Genomic DNA, 20,531 nt, shown 5'->3' on the forward strand with positions numbered 1-20,531 from the left:
CTGGGGGAGCCCCGTATGACCACGTCCGGATTCACGCCCCGCCGCTCCGTGCTCGCCGCCGCCCTCGGCGTCGCGGGCGCGGCCGCCGTACAGATGACCTCCACCGCCGCCGCCTCCGGGCCCGCCCTCCCCGGTCCGGCAGGGACCTCGGCCGGTTCGGGGCGGAAGAAGGCGGGCGCGACCGCCGAGTACCACGGCTGGACCAGCCACGCCGACTGGCTGGCCGGAGCCGCCAAGGGCGTCCGCGCCGAGGCCGGCGCCCGCCCCGGCATCGTGATCTCCCGCCCGGCCGGCACCGTCGACTACACCGACCCGCACACCGGCACCAAGGCCGCCTGGGATTACGCCACCTGGACCTCCCCGGTGCGCAAGCTCTCCGTCCCCGCGACCGAGGCCATCGTCTCGTGGAACGCCCGCACCCCCTCGGGCACCTGGATCCAGGCCGAGCTGAAGGGCACCTACTCCGACGGCTCGGCGACCCCCTGGTACGTGATGGGCCGCTGGGCCTCCGGGGACGGCGCGAACTCCATCCGGCGCACCTCGGTGGACGACCAGAGTGACGACAAGAGTTCGGTGTGGACCGACACCCTCGCCGTCGACGACCCGGCGAGCGGGCTCCGGCTGACGGCGTACCAGCTGCGGCTGACCCTCTACCGCAAGCCCGGCACCACCCGCACCCCCACCGTGTGGCGGATCGGCGCGATGGGCTCGGACGTCCCCGACCGCTTCGAGGTGCCCGCCTCCAAGCCCAGTCTGCCCAAGGGGCGCGAACTCCCCGTACCGCGCTACTCGCAGGAGATCCACAAGGGCCAGTACCCGGAGTACGACAACGGCGGCGAGGCCTGGTGCAGCCCCACCTCCTCGCAGATGATCATCGAGTTCTGGGGCCGCAAGCCCACCGCCGAGGACCTGGCCTGGGTCAACCCCGACTACGCCGACCCGCAGGTCTGCCACGCGGCCCGCGCCACCTTCGACTACCAGTACGACGGCTGCGGCAACTGGCCGTTCAACGCCGCCTACGCCGCCACGTACCGCGACATGCAGGGCGTGGTCACCCGGCTCGGCTCGCTGACCGACGTGGAGAAGCTGATCGCCGCGGGCATCCCGGTGATCACCTCGCAGTCCTTCCTCAAGACGGAGCTGGACGGCGCGGGTTACGGCACCGCGGGCCACCTCATGACCGTCATCGGCTTCACCGCCACCGGAGACGTGATCGCGAACGACCCGGCCTCGCCGGACAACAAGGCCGTCCGCCGGATCTACAAGCGCAGGCAGTGGGAGAACATCTGGCTGCGCACCAAGCGCTACGACGCGAACGGCCAGGTCAAGAGCGGTTCAGGCGGCGTCTGCTACCTGTACTTCCCGGCTAAGCCAGCACCAACTCAGCACCGCGTTCTGCGGGAGCTGGGGATCCTGTGACCGGACCCGCATCCCGCTCCGGCGGCAGATAGCCGCCGAAGGTCGACTCCACCACCTGACGGCAGCGTTCCCGCCCGTCCGAGGTGAGGTGACCGTAACGGTCGACTGTGACCTTGATCGACCGGTGTCCGAGCCATCGGGACACCTCATGGATGGACACACCGTTCGTCAAGGTCACGGTCGCCCACTTATGCCGAAGATCGTGCGGCGTGTACGCGGGGAGCCCGAGCCGCTTGATCGCACGGTCCCATGAATTGCGCACAAGCCCCGGGTGCGTCATCCCACCGGCATGATTGCGGATGGGGAGCCGCGCAGTAAAACGAGCAGACTCTCCGGCACGGGAACGTCGCGCCACTCTCCCTCTGCGCGATGTTTCAGTGGCGCATAGCGAGCGACATAGCGGCGGTCCGGCCCTTGATACCGGACGATTTGGCGACGCACTCGCAAGATGTCTTTCCCGAAATCTTCAGGGAAGACGCCGAGCGACTCGCCGATTCGTAGACCGCAGCAAGCCATGAGCCATACCGCAGGCTCCAATCGAGGCCCCATCGAGCTGGCGATCGCTTGAATTTCCTCAAGGCTGGGAAGGTTCCGTTCATCGACAGGGATGACCTTGTTCTCCAGCTTTTCCGCTTCCTTGACGGGGCTGCTGGATATGCGTTTGTGTCGTACGGCGTGCGAGAAGAGTGCCGACAGCGCGATGCTGCGTGACTCGACGGTGTTCGGCTTGGCGCCGTCCCTCGTCCAGCGTGAGTACAGCGCTTCCACGTCGGCTGCCGTGACCTGGGAGATCGTCTTCCTCCCCAGGTGCGGGACGACGTGCAGCCGCATGATGCGCTCATAGGACTCCCAGGTGCCGGCCGACACCACCGATCCTGTGAGCCAGTCGTCCACGTACCGGCGAAGCGAGACCTTACCGGCAGCTGGGTCGATATAGGTGTTCTCCCTCTTGTCGTTCTCCATCTTGGTGGCGAAGTCCACCGCATCCCTCTTGCGGTCGAAGGACTTCTCCCTCTGTCGAGCACTACGCCCGCCCGGTTCCCGATACCGAACGAGCCACCGCTTACCAGCTGCGGCAGCGCCCTTGTCGATAACCTGCGCCAAGTTCCAACACCAACTCACTCGTACATCCCGAACGGCTTTTGCCGTCGGAGTGATGTTGTAGCTCGATTTTCCGGCAGCGCCAAATGTACTGTCGAGCACCGCTGGTGCTGGGCGGTACGAGGTGCCGGATTGGCAGTTCGCAGACGGGGCACGTACAGATGACTGTTGCCATGGCCTCCCGAGGCGGCGACCCCGTGGGGGCGGGAACTCACTTGCTGTCATGGTTTCTGGTCCCTGGTGGCCGACCTGGGCCAAGCCGGGGGCGGTGCATCGTCTGGGGACGCCGCCGTGGCTTTGAAGGTCCTGAATCATCGCCGAGTCGGGGCGAGCCATTCGGGCGGCGCCGACTTTTCCATCAGGGGCCGGAGATCGTGGATGAGCGGGCGGGCGGGCAGGAGAAGTGCCGGGACCGGGGCGGGGCGGTTCGCCCCGAGCTTCGACAGCGGTCGATCGAGGCGTGCATCCAAGTCAGGTTCTCAACCGGGCTTGTCGCACGGCACCGCTCGGTAGGGGCTGATCGGCGTGCTCCAAGCCACTACCAAGGCGGCGGCATCTCGGTCAGCCCGTCCACCGAGCACCTGGGCCTCGCCAACATCGGCCAAAATTCCACCTTGGCCTGTGACCACTGCGGCAACCGCGGGGCGTCGCCGTCATCCGGCAAGCCCCGGGCGGCAGCGTTGACCCGGTGGTCAACGTCATCGCGTTCATCCTGACGAAGCGGGACGGCTCCACCACGCCCGCGGCTGTCGCGATCCGCTCGGACCTCAACGTCAGCCCGCGCGAACTCGCCGCAACTGCAGACCCGCCTGCGTTGATCTCTTGAATCCGGCCGCGCTACTGGAACCCTTCGGCGAGGAACCCGGGGCCCTCACGCCCTGGCACTGCACGAACGTGCTGCTCTACTTCGACACCTCCGTTGCCCGCTTGGACGACTCTTCCATCTCGGACGGCGGCACTGGGCTTCGCCGCCACACTTCCTGGCCGGGCTCCGGAAACCTGCCTGCGCGCCAGCCGTCGGCACCCACCTGCCCTGTGCCGTGGAAGGTATGGGATGCGGCCGCTGCGATGACGGCCACTATCGCGAAGTCCGCGCCTGCGAAGTTCTGCGGAAAGTGGTGTCGGTGAGCTGTACGTTACCCGGTCAGGGCTCGGGAGGGCCGAGGCCGTGATCCCTCGCGTAAGCGGCAAAGATCTCTGCCGATGTTCCGCCTGTATGGAGGAAGTGCTCGTCGAGGACCGCGGCGAGGGACTGCAGAGCCCCGGCGAGCATGGACGCTGCCAGACGCACATCGGAACCATGTGCCGTTTGCCCGCGCTGGGCCAGGTCGGTGGCGTAGCCGACACTGGCCGCCAGCGACGCGTGGTTCTCACCGTCGTGGAAGTAGTAGGCCTCGGCGTATTGGGTGAAGTCGACACGGATGCGCACCACTTCGGTGGCCAGACTCTCCAACAACGAGGCTCCGAGAGCGCAGTCCAGCTGGTGAGCCGAAGGGGCCGCTTGGCGCAGCAGCGCCAAGCGGATCGCCAGGACCCTCCTGCGGGCGAGTGCCGGGTAGATCTCGAGTACCCAGGTGACCGTGGCAGTCAGCAGCGCGAAGCCGATGAGAGCTTCCAGCGGCGCTACGATGCGCAGCCAGTCCTCGGTCGGCACGATGTCCCCGAGCCCGAGGGTGGCGATGGTGACGAGTGAGACGTAGAGGGCGTCCAGCAGGTCCGCGTGCTGGGCAGCTTTCAGGCCGCTTCCGAAGGAGAACGCCTCCGGCATGTGGGGCCAGTAGATGATGGCCCACCCCAGGATGATGGTGCAGGCCCACATCACGACCACGGTGACCATGGCGAGCGGTCCGACGAGCCCTGCGACCCGTTTGCGGGCGGGGACACGCTGGGACGCTTTCCACAATGCCGACATGACCAGGCGGCTCAAGCCTCCCCGGCGAGTCGGGTGCCAGAGCGTGTGGAACAGGTCTCGCAGTGCGGCCATGACCAACGCGGCCCCGATGAAGGAGACCAACCAATCCATGCCCGTCTCCCACGGCGCTGTTCGGTGTGGTGGACCGAGGGTCGGCCTGAGAGCCCTCGGTCGCTGCTGCTGGGCTTCTGGACCGCTTTGCGGGAGGAGCCCCTCGCCACATGAGCCTATGCGTCTGTGATCTACCGGGGGACGCAGGCTCGCCGCGACGGATCGTCTCGACGCCTCCCGGTCGGGGCGACATCACGTATACCAATGTCACCGCTGTCCGGTTCTCGGCGGGCACTCGAGCGCGCCCGGACCGCGACATGCGTCGCGTACTCGCCGGGTGAGCGCGGTCAGCGATGTGGAGGGGACGGCTTGCGGCGCGATCGGATGCTCGATGAGCCGGGCGGCGAGGGGTAGCTCGGCCAGATCGGTGTTCAGGCGCTCACGGCTCTCCGCGAGCGTGGAGCGGGGGGCGCTGCGCCGTCCGTGGTGCATCACCGTTTCCAGCACGGGGTGGCTGTCGGGTGGAGGCGGTTCGTCGCTGAGGGCGATCAGATCGGAGTATCCCGGGCGGCGGTAGACCTGTTTCGGCCCCGGAGCGGTCACCTTGGCCGCGGAGAGCTTCATCACCGGCCGCCCGTCGTACTGGACCATCTTGTACGCGGAGTCCAGGTAGGGGGCGTCGGCGGAGACGCCGACCCGCGTTCCCACCGCGTAGACGTCGATCGGGGCCCGCGAGCGGACCAGCCGGTCCACCGCGTACTCATCCAGGCTGCCACTGGCGACGATGCGCACCTCCCGCAGCCCAGCGGTGTCCAGGATCGTGCGGGCCTCGCTCGCCAGCGCGCCGAGGTCGCCGCTGTCGAGCCGAACCGCCGAACCGGGGCCGCGTCCCAGGCCGTGCAGCACGCGCGCCGCCGTGCGGACGCCCTGCCGGGTGTCGTACGTGTCCACCAGCAGCGTCACCGGTCCGGGATGAGTGCGGGCGAAAGCGCGGAACGCCTCCTCTTCCGAGCCGAACGCCTCCACGAACGAGTGGGCCATCGTGCCGATGGCCGGCAGACCGCAGGCGGCCGCCGCGGCCACGTTGCTGGTGCCCGCGAATCCCGTCATCGCGCCCAGCCTGGCGCACTGGAATCCTGCCTCCGGCCCGTGTGTCCGCCGCAAGGAGAAGTCCACGACAGGGTGGCCCGACGCCGCGAGGACACAGCGCGCGGCCTTCGAGGCGATCGCGGTCTGGTGGCTGAGCTGATTGAGCACGTACGTCTCCACCAGCTGGGCCTGGGGGAGTGGCGCGGTGATCTCCAGCAGCGGTTCCCCAGCCAGCACGACCCGGCCCTCGGGCACCGCCCGGACCTCGCCGGTGAACTCCAGGCCGGTCAGGGCTGCCAGGTCGCTGGGCGGACGGTGCAGTACCTCCGCGAATGTACGCGTGTCCTCGGGGCCGACACGGAAGGCGGAGAGGAAGTCCAGTGCCGACTCCAGGCCCGCGCTGACAAGGAAGCCGCGTCCGGGCGGCATGTCCCGTACGAAGAGACTGAACGTGGCCGGGGCCGTCATTCCTTCCTCCAGGTACGCCATCGCCATCGTGACCTCGTACAGGTCGGTGGTGGTCGCGTCGGACATCTCGTTCACCGCCTCGTCTCCCGGCCGCCCGGTGTCCAGCATCGGACCGGCGGGATCGGATCGGCCATGGGCCGAAGGACCCCGCCGCCCTGGTCGGTCGGCATGCGCCGTCGGGGCGGCGTTCCCATCATGGGACGAGGAGATGAGCGCCCCATGCCGGAGTGGACCTGGGAGTACCGCGGCTATGACCCGGCCGCCGAACGGCTGCGGGAGGTGCTGTGCACCCTCGGCAACGGCTATACGGCGACCCGCGGCGCGGCGCCCGAGAGCCGCGCCGGGCCGGTGCACTATCCCGGCACGTACGTGGCCGGGTGTTACAACTGGTTGCGCTCCGCCGTTGCGGGACGCGAGGTCGAGAACGAGGACCTGGTCAATCTGCCGAACTGGATGCCGCTGCGCTTCCGGACACTGTCCGATGACGGCACCGTCGGAGCGTGGCTGTCCCCGGACACCCGCGTGCCGCTCGACTACCGGCAGGTCCTGGACATGCGAGCGGGGACCCTTACCCGGACCGTCGCCTATCGCGGCCCTGGCGGGCACCGGCTGGGGGTGGAGCAGCACCGGCTGGTCCACATGGGTGATCCCCACCTCGCCGCGCTGCGGACCGTCCTCACGGCGGAGGACCGGGCGGTACGGGTCGAGGTCGAGTCGGCCCTGGACGGAGATGTGCGTAACACCAACGTGCGCCGCTACGAGGGTCTCGGGGAGCGTCACCTGACCGGGCTGCGCACCGGTACGTCCGGGTCCGGCACTGCGTGGCTGCGTTGCCGGACCCGAACGTCGGACATCCGTATCGCGCTGGCTGCGCAGACCCGGGTCACGGGGGCGGAGCCGCTGTCATACCACCTCAGGCCCGGTCGGCGGCGGGCGGTACACACGCTGACGATCTCCGTCGAACCCGGCCGCCCAGTCGTGATCGACAAGATCGTGGCACTGCACACCTCCCGCGACCTGGCGATCGGCGATCCGCTACAGGCGGCGGTGGAACGGGCGACGACGGCTGGCGACTTCCCCGAGCTGCGCGCCTCACACGAAGCGGCCTGGGCCCGGCTTTGGCGGCGCGCCGAACTCGACGTGCCGGGAGAGCCCGGCCGCATCCTGCGGCTCCATCTCTTCCACGTGCTCCAGACCCTCTCGCCACACACGGCCGACCTGGACGTGGGCGTCCCGGCGCGCGGTCTGCACGGCGAGGCGTACCGGGGGCATGTCTTCTGGGACGAGCTGTTCGTCCTGCCTTACCTGAACCTGCACTTCCCCGAAGTCTCCCGAGGCCTGCTCACCTACCGTCACCGGCGTCTGCCGCAGGCGTGCCGCGCCGCCCGGGAGACGGGACACCGAGGAGCGATGTACCCCTGGCAGAGCGGCAGCGACGGCCGTGAGGAGACACCGCGACTGCACCTCAACCCCCTGTCGGGCCACTGGCTGCCGGACCACTCCCGGCTACAGCACCATGTGAACTCCGCGGTGGCGTACGACGTGTGGCAGTACTGCGAGGCCAGCGGGGACACCGAGTTCCTGCACACCAAGGGCGCCGAGATGATCCTGCAGATCGCCCGCTTCTGGGGCAGCCTGGCTGACCTGGACACCGCGCTCGGCCGCTACCGGATCCGCGGAGTGGTCGGCCCGGACGAATACCACGACGCATACCCGGACAGCCCCCGGCCGGGGCTGGACGACAACGCGTACACCAACGTCACCGCCGCCTGGGTGCTCGGCCGGGCACTCGAACTCGCCCGCGGCCTGCCGGTGTGGCGGCGGCAGGAGCTGCTGGAGCGGCTGGCCCTGGACGACGCCGAACTCGCCCGCTGGGAGGAGATCTCGCGGCGGCTGTATGTGCCCTTCCACGCCGGGGTCATCAGCCAGTTCGACCGCTACGGGGAGCTGGCCGAGCTGGATTGGGGCGCCTACCGCGCCACGTACCGGGACATCCGCCGCCTCGACCGCATCCTCGAGGCCGAGGGCGACTCGGTCAACCGCTACCAGGCATCTAAGCAGGCCGATGTCCTCATGCTCGGATACCTCTTCGCACCGGAGGAACTGGCCGCGCTCTTCCGGGCACTCGGATACACCGTGGACGACACGGTCTGGCGCCGCACCGTGGACTACTACCTGAACCGCACCAGCCACGGCTCCACCCTCAGCAGCCTGGTGCACGGCTGGGTGCTCGCCCGGACCAAGCGCTCGGCGGCCTGGGAGTACTGCCTCCAGGCGCTGGAATCCGATGTCGCCGACATCCAGGGCGGAACCACCCCTGAAGGCATCCACCTCGGCGCCATGGCCGGCACCCTGGACCTGGTCCAGCGCGGACTGACCGGACTGCGCTCTCACGACGGGGCACTCCATCTGGACCCGGCCCCGCTGCCCGAAATGCCTGCCTTCCGCTTCTCCCTCCGCTACCGCGGCCATTGGGGAGTGAGCCTCCGCCTGGACCGCGGCCGGCTGCGCATCGCCGTTCCGGACTCCGATCACGAGCCGATCCGGCTGGTACTCCCCGACCGGACGGTGACCCTCGCACCCGGCCAGAGCCACGCCCTGCGGTTGCCCCACCGCTGACGCAGTCGAGCCCGCGACTCGCCGGGGCCGTGGATGCCATTCCGGCGGCTTCCGGGTCATCGGGTGCGGCGGCGTACGACGGTGGCGGTGAACACTCCGGCGACGGCCGCCGTGGCGGCCAGCAGGACGTATCCCCAGGTGAAGTCGCGAGTGACACTGTTCACCACCCCCATCACCAGCGGGGGGAAGAAACCGCCGAGCCCGCCCGCGGCGCCGACCACGCCAGTGACGGAGCCGACACGCTCCGGGGGCACCAAGCGGGCGACGAGGGCGAAGACGGCGCCGGCACCGGCGCCCAGCGCGGCGGCCATGCCCAGGAAGGAAATCGTGCCGAGAGGGACCAAGGGGGCCTCTGTCGCGGCGACGAGCGCGAGGGCGGCCACCATAGCGTAAGCCGTCACCAGAACCGGAACCGGGCGCACCCGGTCGGACAGCCACCCGCCCACCGGGCGCATGGCGACGGCCAGCAGGACGAAGCCAGCCGTGCGTGTGGCTGCGTCCGAGCGTTCGAGCCCGAAGGCGGTGGTGAGATACGTGGGCAGATACACGCTGAAGGCGACGAAGCCGCCGAAGGACACGGCGTAGAGGAGGGCCGTCTGCCAGGCGACGGCCATACGCAGCGTGGCCGCCGTGCGGGCCAACAGCGATTCCGCCGTGACGGCACGTCCGGGGTTGTCGCGAAGGAAGAGGCAGGCCGTGAGGGCGTACACCGCCAGGAGGACCGCGACCAGGTCGAACGGGAAGTTCCGGCCAACGGCATCGGTGAGCTGCACGGTGGTGAAGGCGGAGATGGCCGTTCCGCCTGTGCCGATGCCGAAGACCCCGAGGGCCAGCCCCCGCCGCCCTGGCGGATACCACGAGTTGACGAAGGGGACGCCGATCGCGAACGTCGTGCCGCCCAGCCCGAGGAGGAACCCGCCCACGAGCACCTCGGCCAGAGAGTCGGCCGCGTGCCCGAGATAGAGCACGGGCAGGATGGTCGCGGCGGTGACGAGTGGGAACATCACCCGGGCGCCGACACGGTCGGTGAGCGCCCCGATGGGGATCCGGCCGAGCGAACCGACGAGCACGGGTGTGGCCACCACCAAGGACTGCTGGAAGGGCGTGAGGCCGAGTTCCTGCCGGAGGGCCGGTGCGAGCGGGGCGAGCAGGGACCACGCCCAGAACGAGACCAAGAATCCGAGCGTGGCAAGGGCGAGCATCCAGGACAGCCGGGGAGGTGGCGTCGCGTGGTCCGTCCGCGGTACGTGGCTGTTCATGTTCCTCCTCCCGTACAAGACGTTCCCGTCCCAGCGGCGTGGCCGCGCGTCCGAACGGGTTGCCACACCCGTCGACCGGGGTGGTGGTTTGAACGCTTGGGGGTACTCCGTGTGTGGAGAGGTGTTCCTTGGGAGACGAGGCAACCGCCATGGAACAAGTGGTCACCGTGGGCCTCGACGGTTCGGCCGAGAGTCTGGCCGCCGCTCGCTGGGCCGCAGAGGAGGCGGAGCGGCGTGAACTGGCGTTGCGTCTGACGCACGCGTGGATCCTGCTGTCACCGCCCACTCCCGACAGTCCCGCGGCGGACGAGCAGAACTACTGGGCGCGGCGGATCGTGCACGAAGCACACACGGAACTGTCCGGCCTCCATCCGCGACTGACCATCATGGAGGATCTGGTCGCGGAAGAGGCCGAGACGGCCCTGCTCGACGCGGCCGCGCGGTCGCGGATGCTGGTACTCGGTTCCCGGGGGCTGGACCGGGTGGCGAGCTTTTTCCTGGGCGACATCGGATTGCAGGTCGTCGGCCGGGCGGAGCGGGCCGTGGTGCTGGTCCGCGGGGACCGGGCGGCGGAGGGGCGCCGACGGCAGGTGGTCGTGGGCCTGAGCTTGCACGGTCCCCAGGACAACCTGCTCGAGTTCGCCTACGTCACCGCCTTCACCCGTGGTGTCCCGCTGCACGCCGTCCACGGAAGAAAACCTGGCCAGGCGTACACCGCCGCCCGCGGCGCGGAGGCCGACGTGGCCCGGGACCTCGCGGAGCAGGCGCGACAGGAACTCGACGAGGTGCTGCGGCCGTGGCGCGAGAAGTTTCCCCGGGTGCGGGTCATCGACGAAATCCGGCTGGAGAGCCCCGCCCAGGCGGTGGTACGGGCCGCGGCCGACAGTGATCTGCTGATGGTGGGACGGCGAAAACACCCACCCACCCTCGGCCCCCGCCTTGGCCCTGTGGTGCAGGCGGCCGTGCACCACGCCGCCTGTCCGGTTGCCGTGGTTCCTCATGAATGACGGTGGGGCAACCGCCCGTCCGCGGCGCCGCGCTGCGCCGTGTCGGCGACGCGCGATCTGAGACGACGGGTGGAACCGACGAGAGGAGGAGGGGTCCTGTGCCTGAGACTCCGCACATCGTGAGCGATGTGATGACGCGAACGGTCGTCGCTGTCGGGCGGGACGCGCCGTTCAAGGAAATCGTGCAGACCCTGGGCCAGTGGCGGGTGAGCGCCATGCCGGTGCTGGAGGGCGAGGGGCGTGTGGTCGGAGTCGTCTCCGAGGCGGACCTACTGCCCAAGGAAGAGCTCCGGGACAGCGATCCGGATCGTTTCGAGCAGATGCGGCGTCTGCCCGACCTCGCGAAGGCGAGGGCGGTGACGGCGGAGGAGCTGATGAGCACCCCGGCGGTGACCGTGCACACGGACGCCACCTTGGCCGAGGCGGCCCGGGTCATGGCCGTCAGGCGGGTCAAGCGGCTTCCCGTGGTCGACGCCGAGGGGATGTTGCGGGGGATCGTCAGCCGGGGCGATCTGCTGAAGGTCTTCCTCCGGGCGGACGAGGACATCGAGGAGGAGGTCCGCCGCACGGTGGTGTCCTGTCTCTTCCCCGGGCTCGGGCATGACGTCCACGTGCGGGTGAACGAGGGCGTGGTCACCCTCAGCGGAGAGTTGCACGACACCGCTCTGATTCCTGTGGCCGCGCGCCTTGCCCGGGCTGTGGAGGGCGTCGTGGATGTCGAATGCCACTTCAGGGCCCCTGGACACGCTGGGGCGGAGAGTCCGTCCTGAAGTGCAGCCTTCGCGACGGTGTAAGCGGGCTACGGCTCGATGTCCAGCACGTCAGGGACCGGCCGACGCGGGGTCTGCGTGCCAGGCCGGCCGTAACCCAGCCGCAGCACCATCTGCACGTAGGCCGACCCCGATATCGGGTCGCGCAGCGGCCAGCGCAGGTCGTGCCATTCCAGGGCCTGGGTGACGAACGAAGTGGCAAGTCCTTCGATCGTGGCCTGGAGCAGCACCCGTTCCATCGCCTGGCCGGTGCGCAGCCAGTCCTCCGGCCGGTCGCGTCCGGTGCTCAGCAGGGCCAGATGGGGGGTGGTCTCGAAGTCGGCGGCCGGGCGGCCGGGGACCGGTTCGCCGCCCGCGAAGTCCCGCATGGGAGCCTTGCCGATGCGCCGGCGGGGCCCGAAGGCGTGCTCCGGAACTCCTTCAGTGGCAGGCCGGGTATCGTCCGCCCTGCGGGTGAAGCGGGCCAGGTCCGCCGCGACGCCGGAATCGGTGAGATTGCGGGCTTCAGCCTCCAGCGCCAGGTCCAGGACGGCCTGCAGGTGCCATCCCGACGCGAAGGACAGCGAGACGTGCTCCCGGCGTGCGGCGTCCGCGAGGGCGGTCCGCACGGAATCGGGTAGGGGCGTCTCCGCGAAGGGATAACGGCTGGTGTGCCGGGTGCGCACGGCGGGGTACAGGGCAGCCGGATCGTCGTCACCGCCGTCGAGCGGGCCGGTCAGTGCCACGGAGGCCAGCAACATCGGATCTGCCGGAACGGGAAGCAACCGGGTGGTCGCCTGCCAGCCCTCGTGCGCGACCGCGACCCGCAGATTCATCAGGGCCGCGCCGCACCCGACGTGCAGGGCGCGCTGCTCCGGGTCGGAATGCGGCAGGGAACCACGGAGGTCTCCCCGGAGGTGGAAGACGCGCCTGCCCCGGAAGTACTGGAACCGCCACGGCTGGGCATTGTGCATCGACGGGGCCGCTGTGGCGTCCCGCACCAGAGCCGTGACGACCTCGTCGGCCGGCGGTTGAACACTCACTGATGTCCGGGGGCCGCGGGGCCCCGAGGTCTTTCCGACACGTGCTCGATGTGGTGAATGTGTGCGTCCGGACCCGGGAACACGAGGCTGACTCGATCCGAGTCCGACCATCGCACGTCATAGGGAGGCGTTCCGTCGTCATGGTGGAGTCCGACGATCTCACCGTCCCGCCTGGCAGCGCCGGTGGTCGGGCTTTCGATGATCAGTTGGTCACCGACATGAGCACGCATCGGTGGTCCCGCCTTTCCGGTTCCCTTCTCCGTCCTTCTCCACCATGGCACGGCGGGTGAGTGCTGTCCTGGGCCGAATGGCCGACCGGATGGGCCGTGAAGCCCATGTGGAGGCCACCATGAGTTGCCACGCTCGGCAGCCGGGAAGCCGACGGGGCTCCAGGAGCCCGGAAGGAGGCGGCAGATGCACCACAGAACAGTCGGAGAACTCATGACCCGCGGGGTGGTCCGGGCGCCGCGCGACATGCCGTTCAAGGAACTCGTCATGCTCCTCGCGGAGAACGACGTCACGGCGGTTCCGGTCGTGGATGCTTCCGGCCGTCCGATGGGCGTGGTGTCCGAGGCGGACCTGCTGCGCAAGGTGTCGGGCCAGGCCGATACGTCCGGCCGGGTACTGCTCCCGCATTCGGAGGCATGGGAGCGGGCGAAGACCGAGGGAGCGAGGGCGGAGGAGCTGATGTCAGCCCCTGCTGTGTGCGTACGTCCCGAGTGGACGGCCGCCGAGGCCGCTCGCCTGATGGCCATCCACGACATCAAAAGGCTTCCTGTCGTGGACGAGACCGACACGTTGCTGGGCATCGTCAGCCGTGGTGATCTGCTGCGGATCTTCCTGCGCCACGACGACGCGATCCACGACGAGATCTGCCGTGATGTGCTGAGCCGGACTCTCCGGCTGGCTCCCTCGTCCGTGACGGTCGAGGTGCGGGAAGGCGAGGTCACGCTGAGTGGATCGGTGGAGATGCGGAGCATGATTCCGATCATCGTCCGGCTGTGCCAGGGCGTGGACGGGGTGGTCTCGGTCAGCGAGCGCGTTTCCTTCCGCACCGATGACACGCAGGGCCCTTCCGCGGTGGTGTGAAGCGTCGGATGCGGTCGCGAAGGCGGGCGATGTTTGTGTGGGTGTGATCCCTCTGTCGCACCTTCAGGGAAGCCTTCGGGACCACCGGGGTTCCAGCCGGTCCCATTCGGCGGCCCACTGGGCGTGCTTGCGTCGGTCCATCGCACAGGCGATGCCCCTGTGGACGTTGAGGACGACGAGGGCCACGGCTCCCGCCGAGACGCTGCCCGCGATCCATCCGGTGGTCCGCGCGACAGCCGGCCGCAACGGTGCTTCGACGAGGTCTCCCTGGCGGTCCACCCAGACCTTCACGTTCGCGCCCCGAGGCGTGCCGCGTTCCACGCGGGTGACAACTGTCCGTTCCGTGCCGTCCTCGTCGGTCCAGCGAACCCGACCAAACTGCCCGCCGGTCCCCATGTCCATGGGCCCGCTCGCCAGACGTGCGGTGACCTGGTGGCGTTGTGCCGCCTGGACCTGCGCCGTGTGCATCTGGGACTCGTAGGCCGCCCATCCGGCGATCAGGGACGCGGCAGGAAGGCCGACGGCCAGAAGGGCCGTCAGCAGGACGGACACCCAGAACTGGACACGGTCGGAGCGGCGCAGCAAGGGGTTTCCGGACGCGGATTGCCGCATATACGTGCGGATGCCGAGCCCGTGCGCGCCGCGGCGTTGCTCTCGGTCCATGGTCCGGTCCTCGGAACTCGCTTCACCGAACCCCTCACATGGCCATGGTCCCGCGCCGAAGCCGGATACGCAGGTCCTGCTGTCCCGGGCCAGTCTGACGAGGCGCGGACGACCACGACTATGGGCGAAGCGGTTTATTGGTGTCGACGCTCACCGCGACACCCCTGATTGCCCCTGCGGCGTCCGCCGTAGGGGCGTGCTCGCGCACGCCGAAGCCGCAACGATCAGCGCAATACCGGGAGCTTGCTTCGCCGAGGTGCGTGACGAGCTGACGGCGTGGCTGGACGCGTGGGCTGGGACGACCGGAGAAGGGCCGAAGGCGTTGTCCCACGCGGCGGCCGGGCGGCTGCGTGAGCAACGACCGGCTGTGGGACACCCTGTGGGGTCTGCAGAGCACCCTGTCAGCGGGCAATGCACGGCGGCTTGTGCAGCACTCACAGTCGGAGTGTGCGGCGCAGTGCGAGGGTGAGTTCGTCGAGCTTGTCCTGACCGTGGGCCGGGTCTGCTTGGACGGCGGTGGTGACGCAGTGCCGTACGTGGTCGTCCATGATGCCGAGGGCGACTTCCTGCAGAGCATGGGTGACAGCGCTGATCTGGGTGAGGACGTCGATGCAGTACCGGTTGTCGGTGACCATGCGTGTGACGCCGCGGGTCTGGCCTTCGATTTTGTGCAACCGGGCCAGGTGGTCGGGCTTGTGGTTGGTGTACCCGGGTGGTGCCGGCGCTGGGGTGGCGCCGTGGTCGGAGGTGGTGGTCATCGTGGTGGGCCTCCTTCGCGGGTGCCGTTCGTGGTCTGAGTGCGGTAGCGGTCGGGGGCGGCGTCGAAAGCGGCCGCGCAGTGTGCGGAGCAGAAGGCATAAAGGCCGTGCGGGGTGTCGCGGCGTTCGGCGGCGGTGGTGGGGTCCAAGGGCATGCCGCATACGGGGTCGACGTCTGTTGCTGCCTCGTGGCCGTGCTGGTGGTGCGGCTGTCGGTCGTCCCTGGCTGCCGCGGGCCGCGTGGTGGCGTGGTGGGTGGTTGATCCGACGAGGGGGCCGGCTCCGGTAGGTGCGGCGGCCGGTAGTGGGGTGGTGTGCCAGTGGCGCAGGCGGTTGGCGTTGGTGACCACCGACAGAGAGGACAGGGCCATGGCGGCCGCGGCGATGACAGGGCTGAGGCGGATGCCCCACAGGGGGTAGAGGGCGCCGGCGGCGATGGGGATGCCGATGGCGTTGTAGATCAGGGCGAAGAACAGGTTCTGCCGGATGTTGCGCATGGTGGCCCGGGAGAGCTGGATGGCGGTGACCACGCCGGTGAGGGAGCCCGAGATGATGGTGATGTCGGCGGCTTCGATGGCGACATCGGTGCCGGTGCCGATGGCGAGTCCGACGTCGGCCGCGGCCAGGGCGGGGGCGTCGTTGATGCCGTCGCCGACCATGCCGACCGTGCGGCCCTCGCCTTGCAGGCGGCGGATTTCGTCGGCCTTGTGCTCGGGCAGTACCTCGGCGAGCACCCGGCGTACCCCGACCTGGCTGGCGACGGCTTCGGCGGTGCGGGCGTTGTCGCCGGTGATGACGACCACCTCCAGGCCGAGCCGACGCAGAGCGGCGATGGCGGCGGTGGAGTCGTCTTTGACGGTGTCGGCGACGGCGAGTACGCCGACGGGTGCTCCGTCGACGGCGGCGAAGACCGGGGTCTTGCCCTGGGCCGACAGGTCCGTTGCCACGGGTTGGAGGGCTCCGGTGTCGACGTGGGCGTCGCCGAGCAGGCGGGCGGTGCCGACCAGGATGGTGTGGCCGTCGGCGGTGGCGCGCGCGCCTTTGCCGGTGATCGAGTCGAAGCCATCGGCCGTCGGGACGGCCAGATCCCGCTGCCGGGCGCCGGCCACGATCGCGGCCGCGAGGGGATGCTCGCTCATGTCCTCGGCGGCTGCCGCCAGCGCCAGCAGCTCGTTCTCCTTGAAGCCGCCGTCGATGGGGTGCACGTCGGTGAGAACGGGCTTGCCTTCGGTGACGGTGCCGGTCTTGTCCAGCACGATGGTGTCCAGCTTGTGGGCGGTCTCCAGGGCTTCGGCCGAGCGGATGAGGATGCCTGCCTGGGCGCCCTTGCCGGTGCCGACCATGACCGACAGCGGGGTGGCCAGTCCCAGAGCGCAGGGGCAGGCGATGATCAGCACGGCGACGGCCGAGACCAGGGCCAGGGTCAGGGCCGGGGCGGGGCCGAGGGTGAACCAGACGGCGAAGGTGGCGACCGCGATGGTGATCACGGCGGGGACGAAGTAGGCGGACACGGCGTCGGCGAGCCGCTGGATGGGGGCTTTGGACGCCTGGGCCTGCTGAACGAGGCGGATGATCTGGGCCAGCATGGTGTCGGCGCCGACCTTGTCCGCGCGTACGCGCAGGGACCCGGTGCCGTTGACGGTGGCGCCGATGACGGTGTCCCCGGCGTGTTTGGTGACCGGCATCGGTTCGCCGGTGACCATGGATTCGTCCACCGCCGAGGCGCCCGAGAGAACCTCGCTGTCGACCGGCACCTTCTCCCCGGGGCGGATCATCAGTACGTCACCGACGGCGACCTCGTCGACCGGGATCTCCACCTGGGTACCGTTGCGCAGCACGCGGGCGGTGCGGGCCCGCAGCCCGAGCAGGGCCCGGATGGCCTCGCCAGTGCCTGCCTTGGCCCGGGCCTCCAGCAGTCGGCCCAGCAGGATCAGGGTGAGGATCACCCCGACCGCCTCGAAGTACACCGCGCGGACCTCGGACGGGAAGAGGAACGGGGCGAGGGTGATCAGCAGGCTGTAACCGTAGGCGGCCGTGGTGCCCAGGGTGATCAAGGAGTTCATGTCCGCGGAGCGGTGCCGCAGGGCCAGCCAGCCGGTGGTGTGGATCGGGCGGCCGGTGTAGAACATCACCGGAGTGATCAGCGCCAGCTGGAGCCAGTGGTCCAGCATCCACCCCGGCACCCAGCCCGCGCCGAACAGTTCGTGTGCCATGACCGCGATCAGCACCGGCAGCGTCAGCACGGCGCCCACCACGACCCGCCGGGTCAGATCACGGATCTCCGCACGCCGCTCGGCGGCCTCCGCCGCTTCCGCGTCCGCCGCACTCCCGTCCTCCGACGATCCGACGGCCGGCCGGGTCGCGATGGCGGCCTCGCCCCGGCCACCGTCGGGGGAAGCCCGCCCGCCTTGCGGGGGATCGGCCGGGTCGACCAGCAGCGTTCCGCGGATCATGTTCATCCCGCACACGAAGCCGAAGGACCCGGCCTGCTCGGGCAGGAGCCGCACGGTGGTACGCGCGTGGGCGGGCAGGCCCGCGCTGATCCGAAGGTCGGGAAAGACTACCCGCGAAGTGCACTCCCCGGACTCCTGCCGGTCGAAGACCATCTCCACCGGCATGCCCTGGCGCACCCGGATGACGTTCGGACTGTAGCCGCCGCGCACCCTGACGCCCACACGCTGCACACCACCCTCGACGGTTGCCGTGCGGGCTCGTCGCGGCCCGAAAAAATACCAGCTCAACGCGACGATCAGGATCAGAGAGGTGGCGATGACCACGAGATCCAAAACGTTCATGGCAGAGATCCTTCCGCCCTTGGTTCCCAGGATCCCTCGTGGCCACCCGTACCCGGTATGGGCTCACCGACCCACCAGGCAGGTACCGGCCGACCCCTGCATACCCACGCGGCACGGTGGACCATGGCAGCAGGGAGACCTACCGCTCCGTGAGCCGTCCGCACCAGCAGTACACGTCCGCTGCCGCCCGGCCCCCGCCTCCGCACTGAGAGCCAGGGGACCACGGCGTCCCCTCTCCCCGGGCGGACCTTCTCTTGAAGAATGGCCCGGCACATGAACAAAGAGCAGAGAAAGAAAAACTACGGCCTGTACGCCATCGCGCTCGCCATCGGCATCGTCGGCGCCCTGGCACTCGGCCTGCCGGTGCAGACCCTGATCCTGCTCGGCGTCGTCCTGGCCTGTCCGCTGATGATGTTCTTCATGATGCGAGGCGTACACGGCGGCCAGCAGCACGATGCCTCCCACCACGACGCGGACCAGGACGATCGGCTGCATCGCGGCGATCAGCCCCCCGGCTCCCGGCGCCAGTAGTAGCCGAGGGGTGGCAAGGCGAGAACGGTCGTGGACGCCGTGGTGGCCATCGTGATCGGGGTCCTGATCCTGGCGGCCGTCCTTTACGACGTGGGCCGCCTGATCACCCTGGGCGAATGGCGCTGGCCGCCGCTGGCCCGACTGTGCGGCCGGCGCGCGGCCTTGGAAGCCACGGAGCGGTGGTGCGCCGGACTGCGGCGGCACGGCCGGATCGACACCGCCGACTACCAGCGGCGGATGAGTCTGATCGCTCACGGACAGCGCACCGCCCATCAGGAGGCGACGGCAAGGAGACGATAATGGCTGACGCCGCGTACGGCCTGTGGCCGCTGGTGGCGAGCTTGTCGTGCTGGGCACCCAGTTCCCGCTGCTGCACGACACCCACGCCGGCGGACACCTGTGGAACGACCTGACCGGCTGGTCCGGCGACCCGCACCTGAGCCCCTTCCACCTGGCCGGCTACATCGCCATCGGCGGCGGCTTCTGGCTGATCGCCGCCGCCTGGCGACACCTGCACACCGCCGCCCAGCACGACAAGCTCGCCACCACCGGCCCCTACGCCTGGGTGAGGCACCCGCAGTACGACGGCCTCCTGCTCGTCATGATCGGATTCCTGCTCCAGCGGCCCACCATCCCCACCCTGATCATGCTCCCGATCATGGTGTACGTCTACGTCCGCCTGGCCCGCAGCGAGGAACGCGAAGTCGCCGAGAAATCCGGCGACCAGTGGGCCGCCTACGCCGCCCGCACCCCCACCTTCTGGCCCCGTCGCCCACCCCGGCACCGCAGCCCCGCCCACAGCCGGACCCCGACCATGGCCACCGGAGCGGCCGCGAACAACCGGCGAGCACACTGAACGGCATTCCCCCTTTCCGTTCAGACGAAATGACTGGTCCACCCGGGTAGTTCATTCGCCAACCCGCGCGTTCGAGCCCCAAGGCAGGACCCGGCAGGTCAACATGAGCTGTCCCAGACTGCCCCGGCCTCTCACCCCCCGCCCCCGGGCCGCCCCAACCTGGAGAACATCCGGCCATGACCGCAGCCCGCCCACTCCTGCGCCGTACCACCCTGGCCTCCCTCACGGCCGTGACCGCGCTGGCGCTGGGCGCGTGCGGCGGCAACGACAAAACCGAGGTGGCCTCCACCGCATCCGCTCCGGCAGCGACAGCCACAGGTCGGCACAACCAGGCCGATGTCACCTTCGCCCAGCAGATGATCGTGCACCACCGCCAAGCCATTGAGATGGCCGACATGGCCCAGGAACACGCGCACACCAGCGACGTGAAAGCCCTCGCGGTAAAGATCGAAAAGGAGCAGAAACCGGAGATCAAGACCATGACCGGCTGGCTGAAATCCTGGGGTGAGAAGGTCCCCGAGGGGAGGACCATGCCCGGCATGGGCCACCGAAGCCCCTCCGCGACGCCCAGCATGCCCGGCATGATGGACGAGCAGCAGATGCGCGACATGACGCACGCTCCCGGCAAAGCCTTCGACACCATGTTCCTGACCATGATGATCAAGCACCACCAGGGCGCGATCGATATCGCCGAGACCGAGAAGAAGCAGGGCGCCCATGGCCCCGCCAGAACCCTCGCCGGTGACATCATCACCACCCAGACCGCGCAGATCACCCAGATGCGGAAGATGCTCGGCACCAGCTGATCCCATCACGCGCACGCCGAAGTGGGCGGCGCCCCACAACCACCGCCCCGGTCCGGCCACGCGCGCATCACCGTAGGGCGAATCGGGAGTGGGACATACGGCGGGGGACCGTAGGCCATCGACAGCCTCCGCCTGGAGCACGGGCCTGACAACGAGCGGGGCCTGATCGGGAAGCGCGGGGACGGCTGCTTCCTCGCCTGCGTCCTGGGATCGAAGGCCGACCGCGAGCATGCGCTCACCATCTGGGCCCGCTAACACGGTCTCCCAGGCGGGATGTCAAACGGCGAGGGTCGGGTGGGGCGCCCGGCCGTGGCCA

The 20,531-nt window shown here is 69.5% G+C and carries 20 protein-coding genes; 10 read left to right on the plus strand and 10 right to left on the minus strand.

All coding sequences use genetic code 11. From position 1 onward, the window contains the following. Positions 1-15: 15 nt before the first annotated feature. Complete coding sequence (locus tag HYQ63_RS35435; RefSeq protein ID WP_179937820.1) at positions 16-1,419, plus strand: peptidase C39 family protein; 1,404 nt, start codon at positions 16-18, stop codon at positions 1,417-1,419. On the opposite strand, the gene HYQ63_RS35440 is transcribed toward HYQ63_RS35435, so the two are convergent. Next, entirely contained in the window at positions 1,367-1,699 is a 333-nt protein-coding gene (locus tag HYQ63_RS35440) for a tyrosine-type recombinase/integrase (RefSeq protein WP_179937821.1), read from the minus strand. The two genes, HYQ63_RS35435 and HYQ63_RS35440, sit on opposite strands and share 53 nt — an antisense overlap. Beyond that, positions 1,696-2,400 carry a tyrosine recombinase XerC gene (xerC, locus tag HYQ63_RS35445; protein WP_179937822.1) on the minus strand — a complete coding sequence of 235 codons (705 nt, stop codon included), beginning with the start codon at positions 2,398-2,400 and terminating at the stop codon, positions 1,696-1,698. The genes HYQ63_RS35440 and xerC overlap by 4 nt, the downstream gene beginning before the upstream one ends. Positions 2,401-3,208: 808 nt before the next feature. Between xerC and HYQ63_RS35450 the strand changes: the two genes are divergently transcribed. Then, entirely contained in the window at positions 3,209-3,346 is a 138-nt protein-coding gene (locus tag HYQ63_RS35450) for a hypothetical protein (RefSeq protein WP_179937823.1), read from the plus strand. A gap of 318 nt (positions 3,347-3,664) precedes the next feature. Here the strand turns inward: HYQ63_RS35450 and HYQ63_RS35455 are convergent, their stop codons facing one another. Together HYQ63_RS35455 and HYQ63_RS35460 are read right to left on the minus strand one after the other, a co-directional pair. After that, on the minus strand, positions 3,665-4,543 hold the full coding sequence (locus HYQ63_RS35455) for a potassium channel family protein (RefSeq protein WP_179937824.1): 879 nt from the start codon (positions 4,541-4,543) through the stop codon (positions 3,665-3,667). Between the two features lie 207 nt (positions 4,544-4,750). Further along, positions 4,751-6,106 carry a nicotinate phosphoribosyltransferase gene (locus tag HYQ63_RS35460; RefSeq protein ID WP_179940839.1) on the minus strand — a complete coding sequence of 452 codons (1,356 nt, stop codon included), beginning with the start codon at positions 6,104-6,106 and terminating at the stop codon, positions 4,751-4,753. Between the two features lie 153 nt (positions 6,107-6,259). Between HYQ63_RS35460 and HYQ63_RS35465 the strand changes: the two genes are divergently transcribed. Then, positions 6,260-8,659 (plus strand): glycoside hydrolase family 65 protein, encoded by a 2,400-nt coding sequence (locus tag HYQ63_RS35465; RefSeq protein ID WP_179937825.1) that lies wholly within the window; start codon positions 6,260-6,262, stop codon positions 8,657-8,659. A gap of 56 nt (positions 8,660-8,715) precedes the next feature. Here the strand turns inward: HYQ63_RS35465 and HYQ63_RS35470 are convergent, their stop codons facing one another. Further along, positions 8,716-9,918 (minus strand): MFS transporter, encoded by a 1,203-nt coding sequence (locus HYQ63_RS35470; RefSeq protein WP_257232334.1) that lies wholly within the window; start codon positions 9,916-9,918, stop codon positions 8,716-8,718. Between the two features lie 149 nt (positions 9,919-10,067). Here HYQ63_RS35470 and HYQ63_RS35475 point away from each other — a divergent pair, with 149 nt between their 5' ends. Together HYQ63_RS35475 and HYQ63_RS35480 are read left to right on the plus strand one after the other, a co-directional pair. Further along, complete coding sequence (locus HYQ63_RS35475) at positions 10,068-10,925, plus strand: universal stress protein (RefSeq protein ID WP_179940843.1); 858 nt, start codon at positions 10,068-10,070, stop codon at positions 10,923-10,925. Between the two features lie 98 nt (positions 10,926-11,023). Then, positions 11,024-11,695, plus strand: coding sequence for a CBS domain-containing protein (locus HYQ63_RS35480; protein ID WP_179937826.1), 672 nt, complete (start codon positions 11,024-11,026; stop codon positions 11,693-11,695). 29 nt (positions 11,696-11,724) lie between these two features. Here HYQ63_RS35480 and HYQ63_RS35485 read toward each other — a convergent pair whose 3' ends face one another. After that, positions 11,725-12,717 (minus strand): nitroreductase family protein, encoded by a 993-nt coding sequence (locus HYQ63_RS35485; protein ID WP_257232335.1) that lies wholly within the window; start codon positions 12,715-12,717, stop codon positions 11,725-11,727. After that, entirely contained in the window at positions 12,714-13,214 is a 501-nt protein-coding gene (locus HYQ63_RS46150) for a DUF1918 domain-containing protein (protein WP_373689174.1), read from the minus strand. The genes HYQ63_RS35485 and HYQ63_RS46150 overlap by 4 nt, the downstream gene beginning before the upstream one ends. Here HYQ63_RS46150 and HYQ63_RS35495 point away from each other — a divergent pair. Beyond that, on the plus strand, positions 13,132-13,806 hold the full coding sequence (locus tag HYQ63_RS35495; protein WP_179937828.1) for a CBS domain-containing protein: 675 nt from the start codon (positions 13,132-13,134) through the stop codon (positions 13,804-13,806). The two genes, HYQ63_RS46150 and HYQ63_RS35495, sit on opposite strands and share 83 nt — an antisense overlap. Positions 13,807-13,869: 63 nt before the next feature. Here the strand turns inward: HYQ63_RS35495 and HYQ63_RS35500 are convergent, their stop codons facing one another. From HYQ63_RS35500 to HYQ63_RS35510, 3 genes are all read right to left on the minus strand, one after another. Next, complete coding sequence (locus tag HYQ63_RS35500) at positions 13,870-14,469, minus strand: hypothetical protein (RefSeq protein WP_179937829.1); 600 nt, start codon at positions 14,467-14,469, stop codon at positions 13,870-13,872. Between the two features lie 434 nt (positions 14,470-14,903). Next, the gene (locus HYQ63_RS35505) at positions 14,904-15,227 is read right to left on the minus strand and encodes a metal-sensitive transcriptional regulator (protein WP_179937830.1); all 324 of its coding nucleotides are present in this window, start codon (positions 15,225-15,227) and stop codon (positions 14,904-14,906) included. Next, complete coding sequence (locus tag HYQ63_RS35510; protein ID WP_179937831.1) at positions 15,224-18,022, minus strand: heavy metal translocating P-type ATPase; 2,799 nt, start codon at positions 18,020-18,022, stop codon at positions 15,224-15,226. The genes HYQ63_RS35505 and HYQ63_RS35510 overlap by 4 nt, the downstream gene beginning before the upstream one ends. A 273-nt stretch (positions 18,023-18,295) precedes the next feature. Here HYQ63_RS35510 and HYQ63_RS35515 point away from each other — a divergent pair, with 273 nt between their 5' ends. From HYQ63_RS35515 to HYQ63_RS35530, 4 genes are all read left to right on the plus strand, one after another. Continuing rightward, positions 18,296-18,553, plus strand: coding sequence for a DUF2933 domain-containing protein (locus HYQ63_RS35515; RefSeq protein ID WP_179937832.1), 258 nt, complete (start codon positions 18,296-18,298; stop codon positions 18,551-18,553). A gap of 30 nt (positions 18,554-18,583) precedes the next feature. Continuing rightward, positions 18,584-18,853 (plus strand): hypothetical protein, encoded by a 270-nt coding sequence (locus HYQ63_RS35520; protein WP_179937833.1) that lies wholly within the window; start codon positions 18,584-18,586, stop codon positions 18,851-18,853. Between the two features lie 46 nt (positions 18,854-18,899). Continuing rightward, the gene (locus HYQ63_RS35525) at positions 18,900-19,409 is read left to right on the plus strand and encodes an isoprenylcysteine carboxylmethyltransferase family protein (RefSeq protein WP_257232336.1); all 510 of its coding nucleotides are present in this window, start codon (positions 18,900-18,902) and stop codon (positions 19,407-19,409) included. Between the two features lie 230 nt (positions 19,410-19,639). Continuing rightward, positions 19,640-20,215, plus strand: coding sequence for a DUF305 domain-containing protein (locus HYQ63_RS35530; RefSeq protein WP_306664859.1), 576 nt, complete (start codon positions 19,640-19,642; stop codon positions 20,213-20,215). Positions 20,216-20,531 lie beyond the last annotated feature (316 nt).

It is taken from the genome of Streptomyces sp. Rer75 (genome assembly GCF_013414305.1).
Taxonomy (GTDB): Bacteria; Actinomycetota; Actinomycetes; order Streptomycetales; family Streptomycetaceae; genus Streptomyces; species Streptomyces himastatinicus.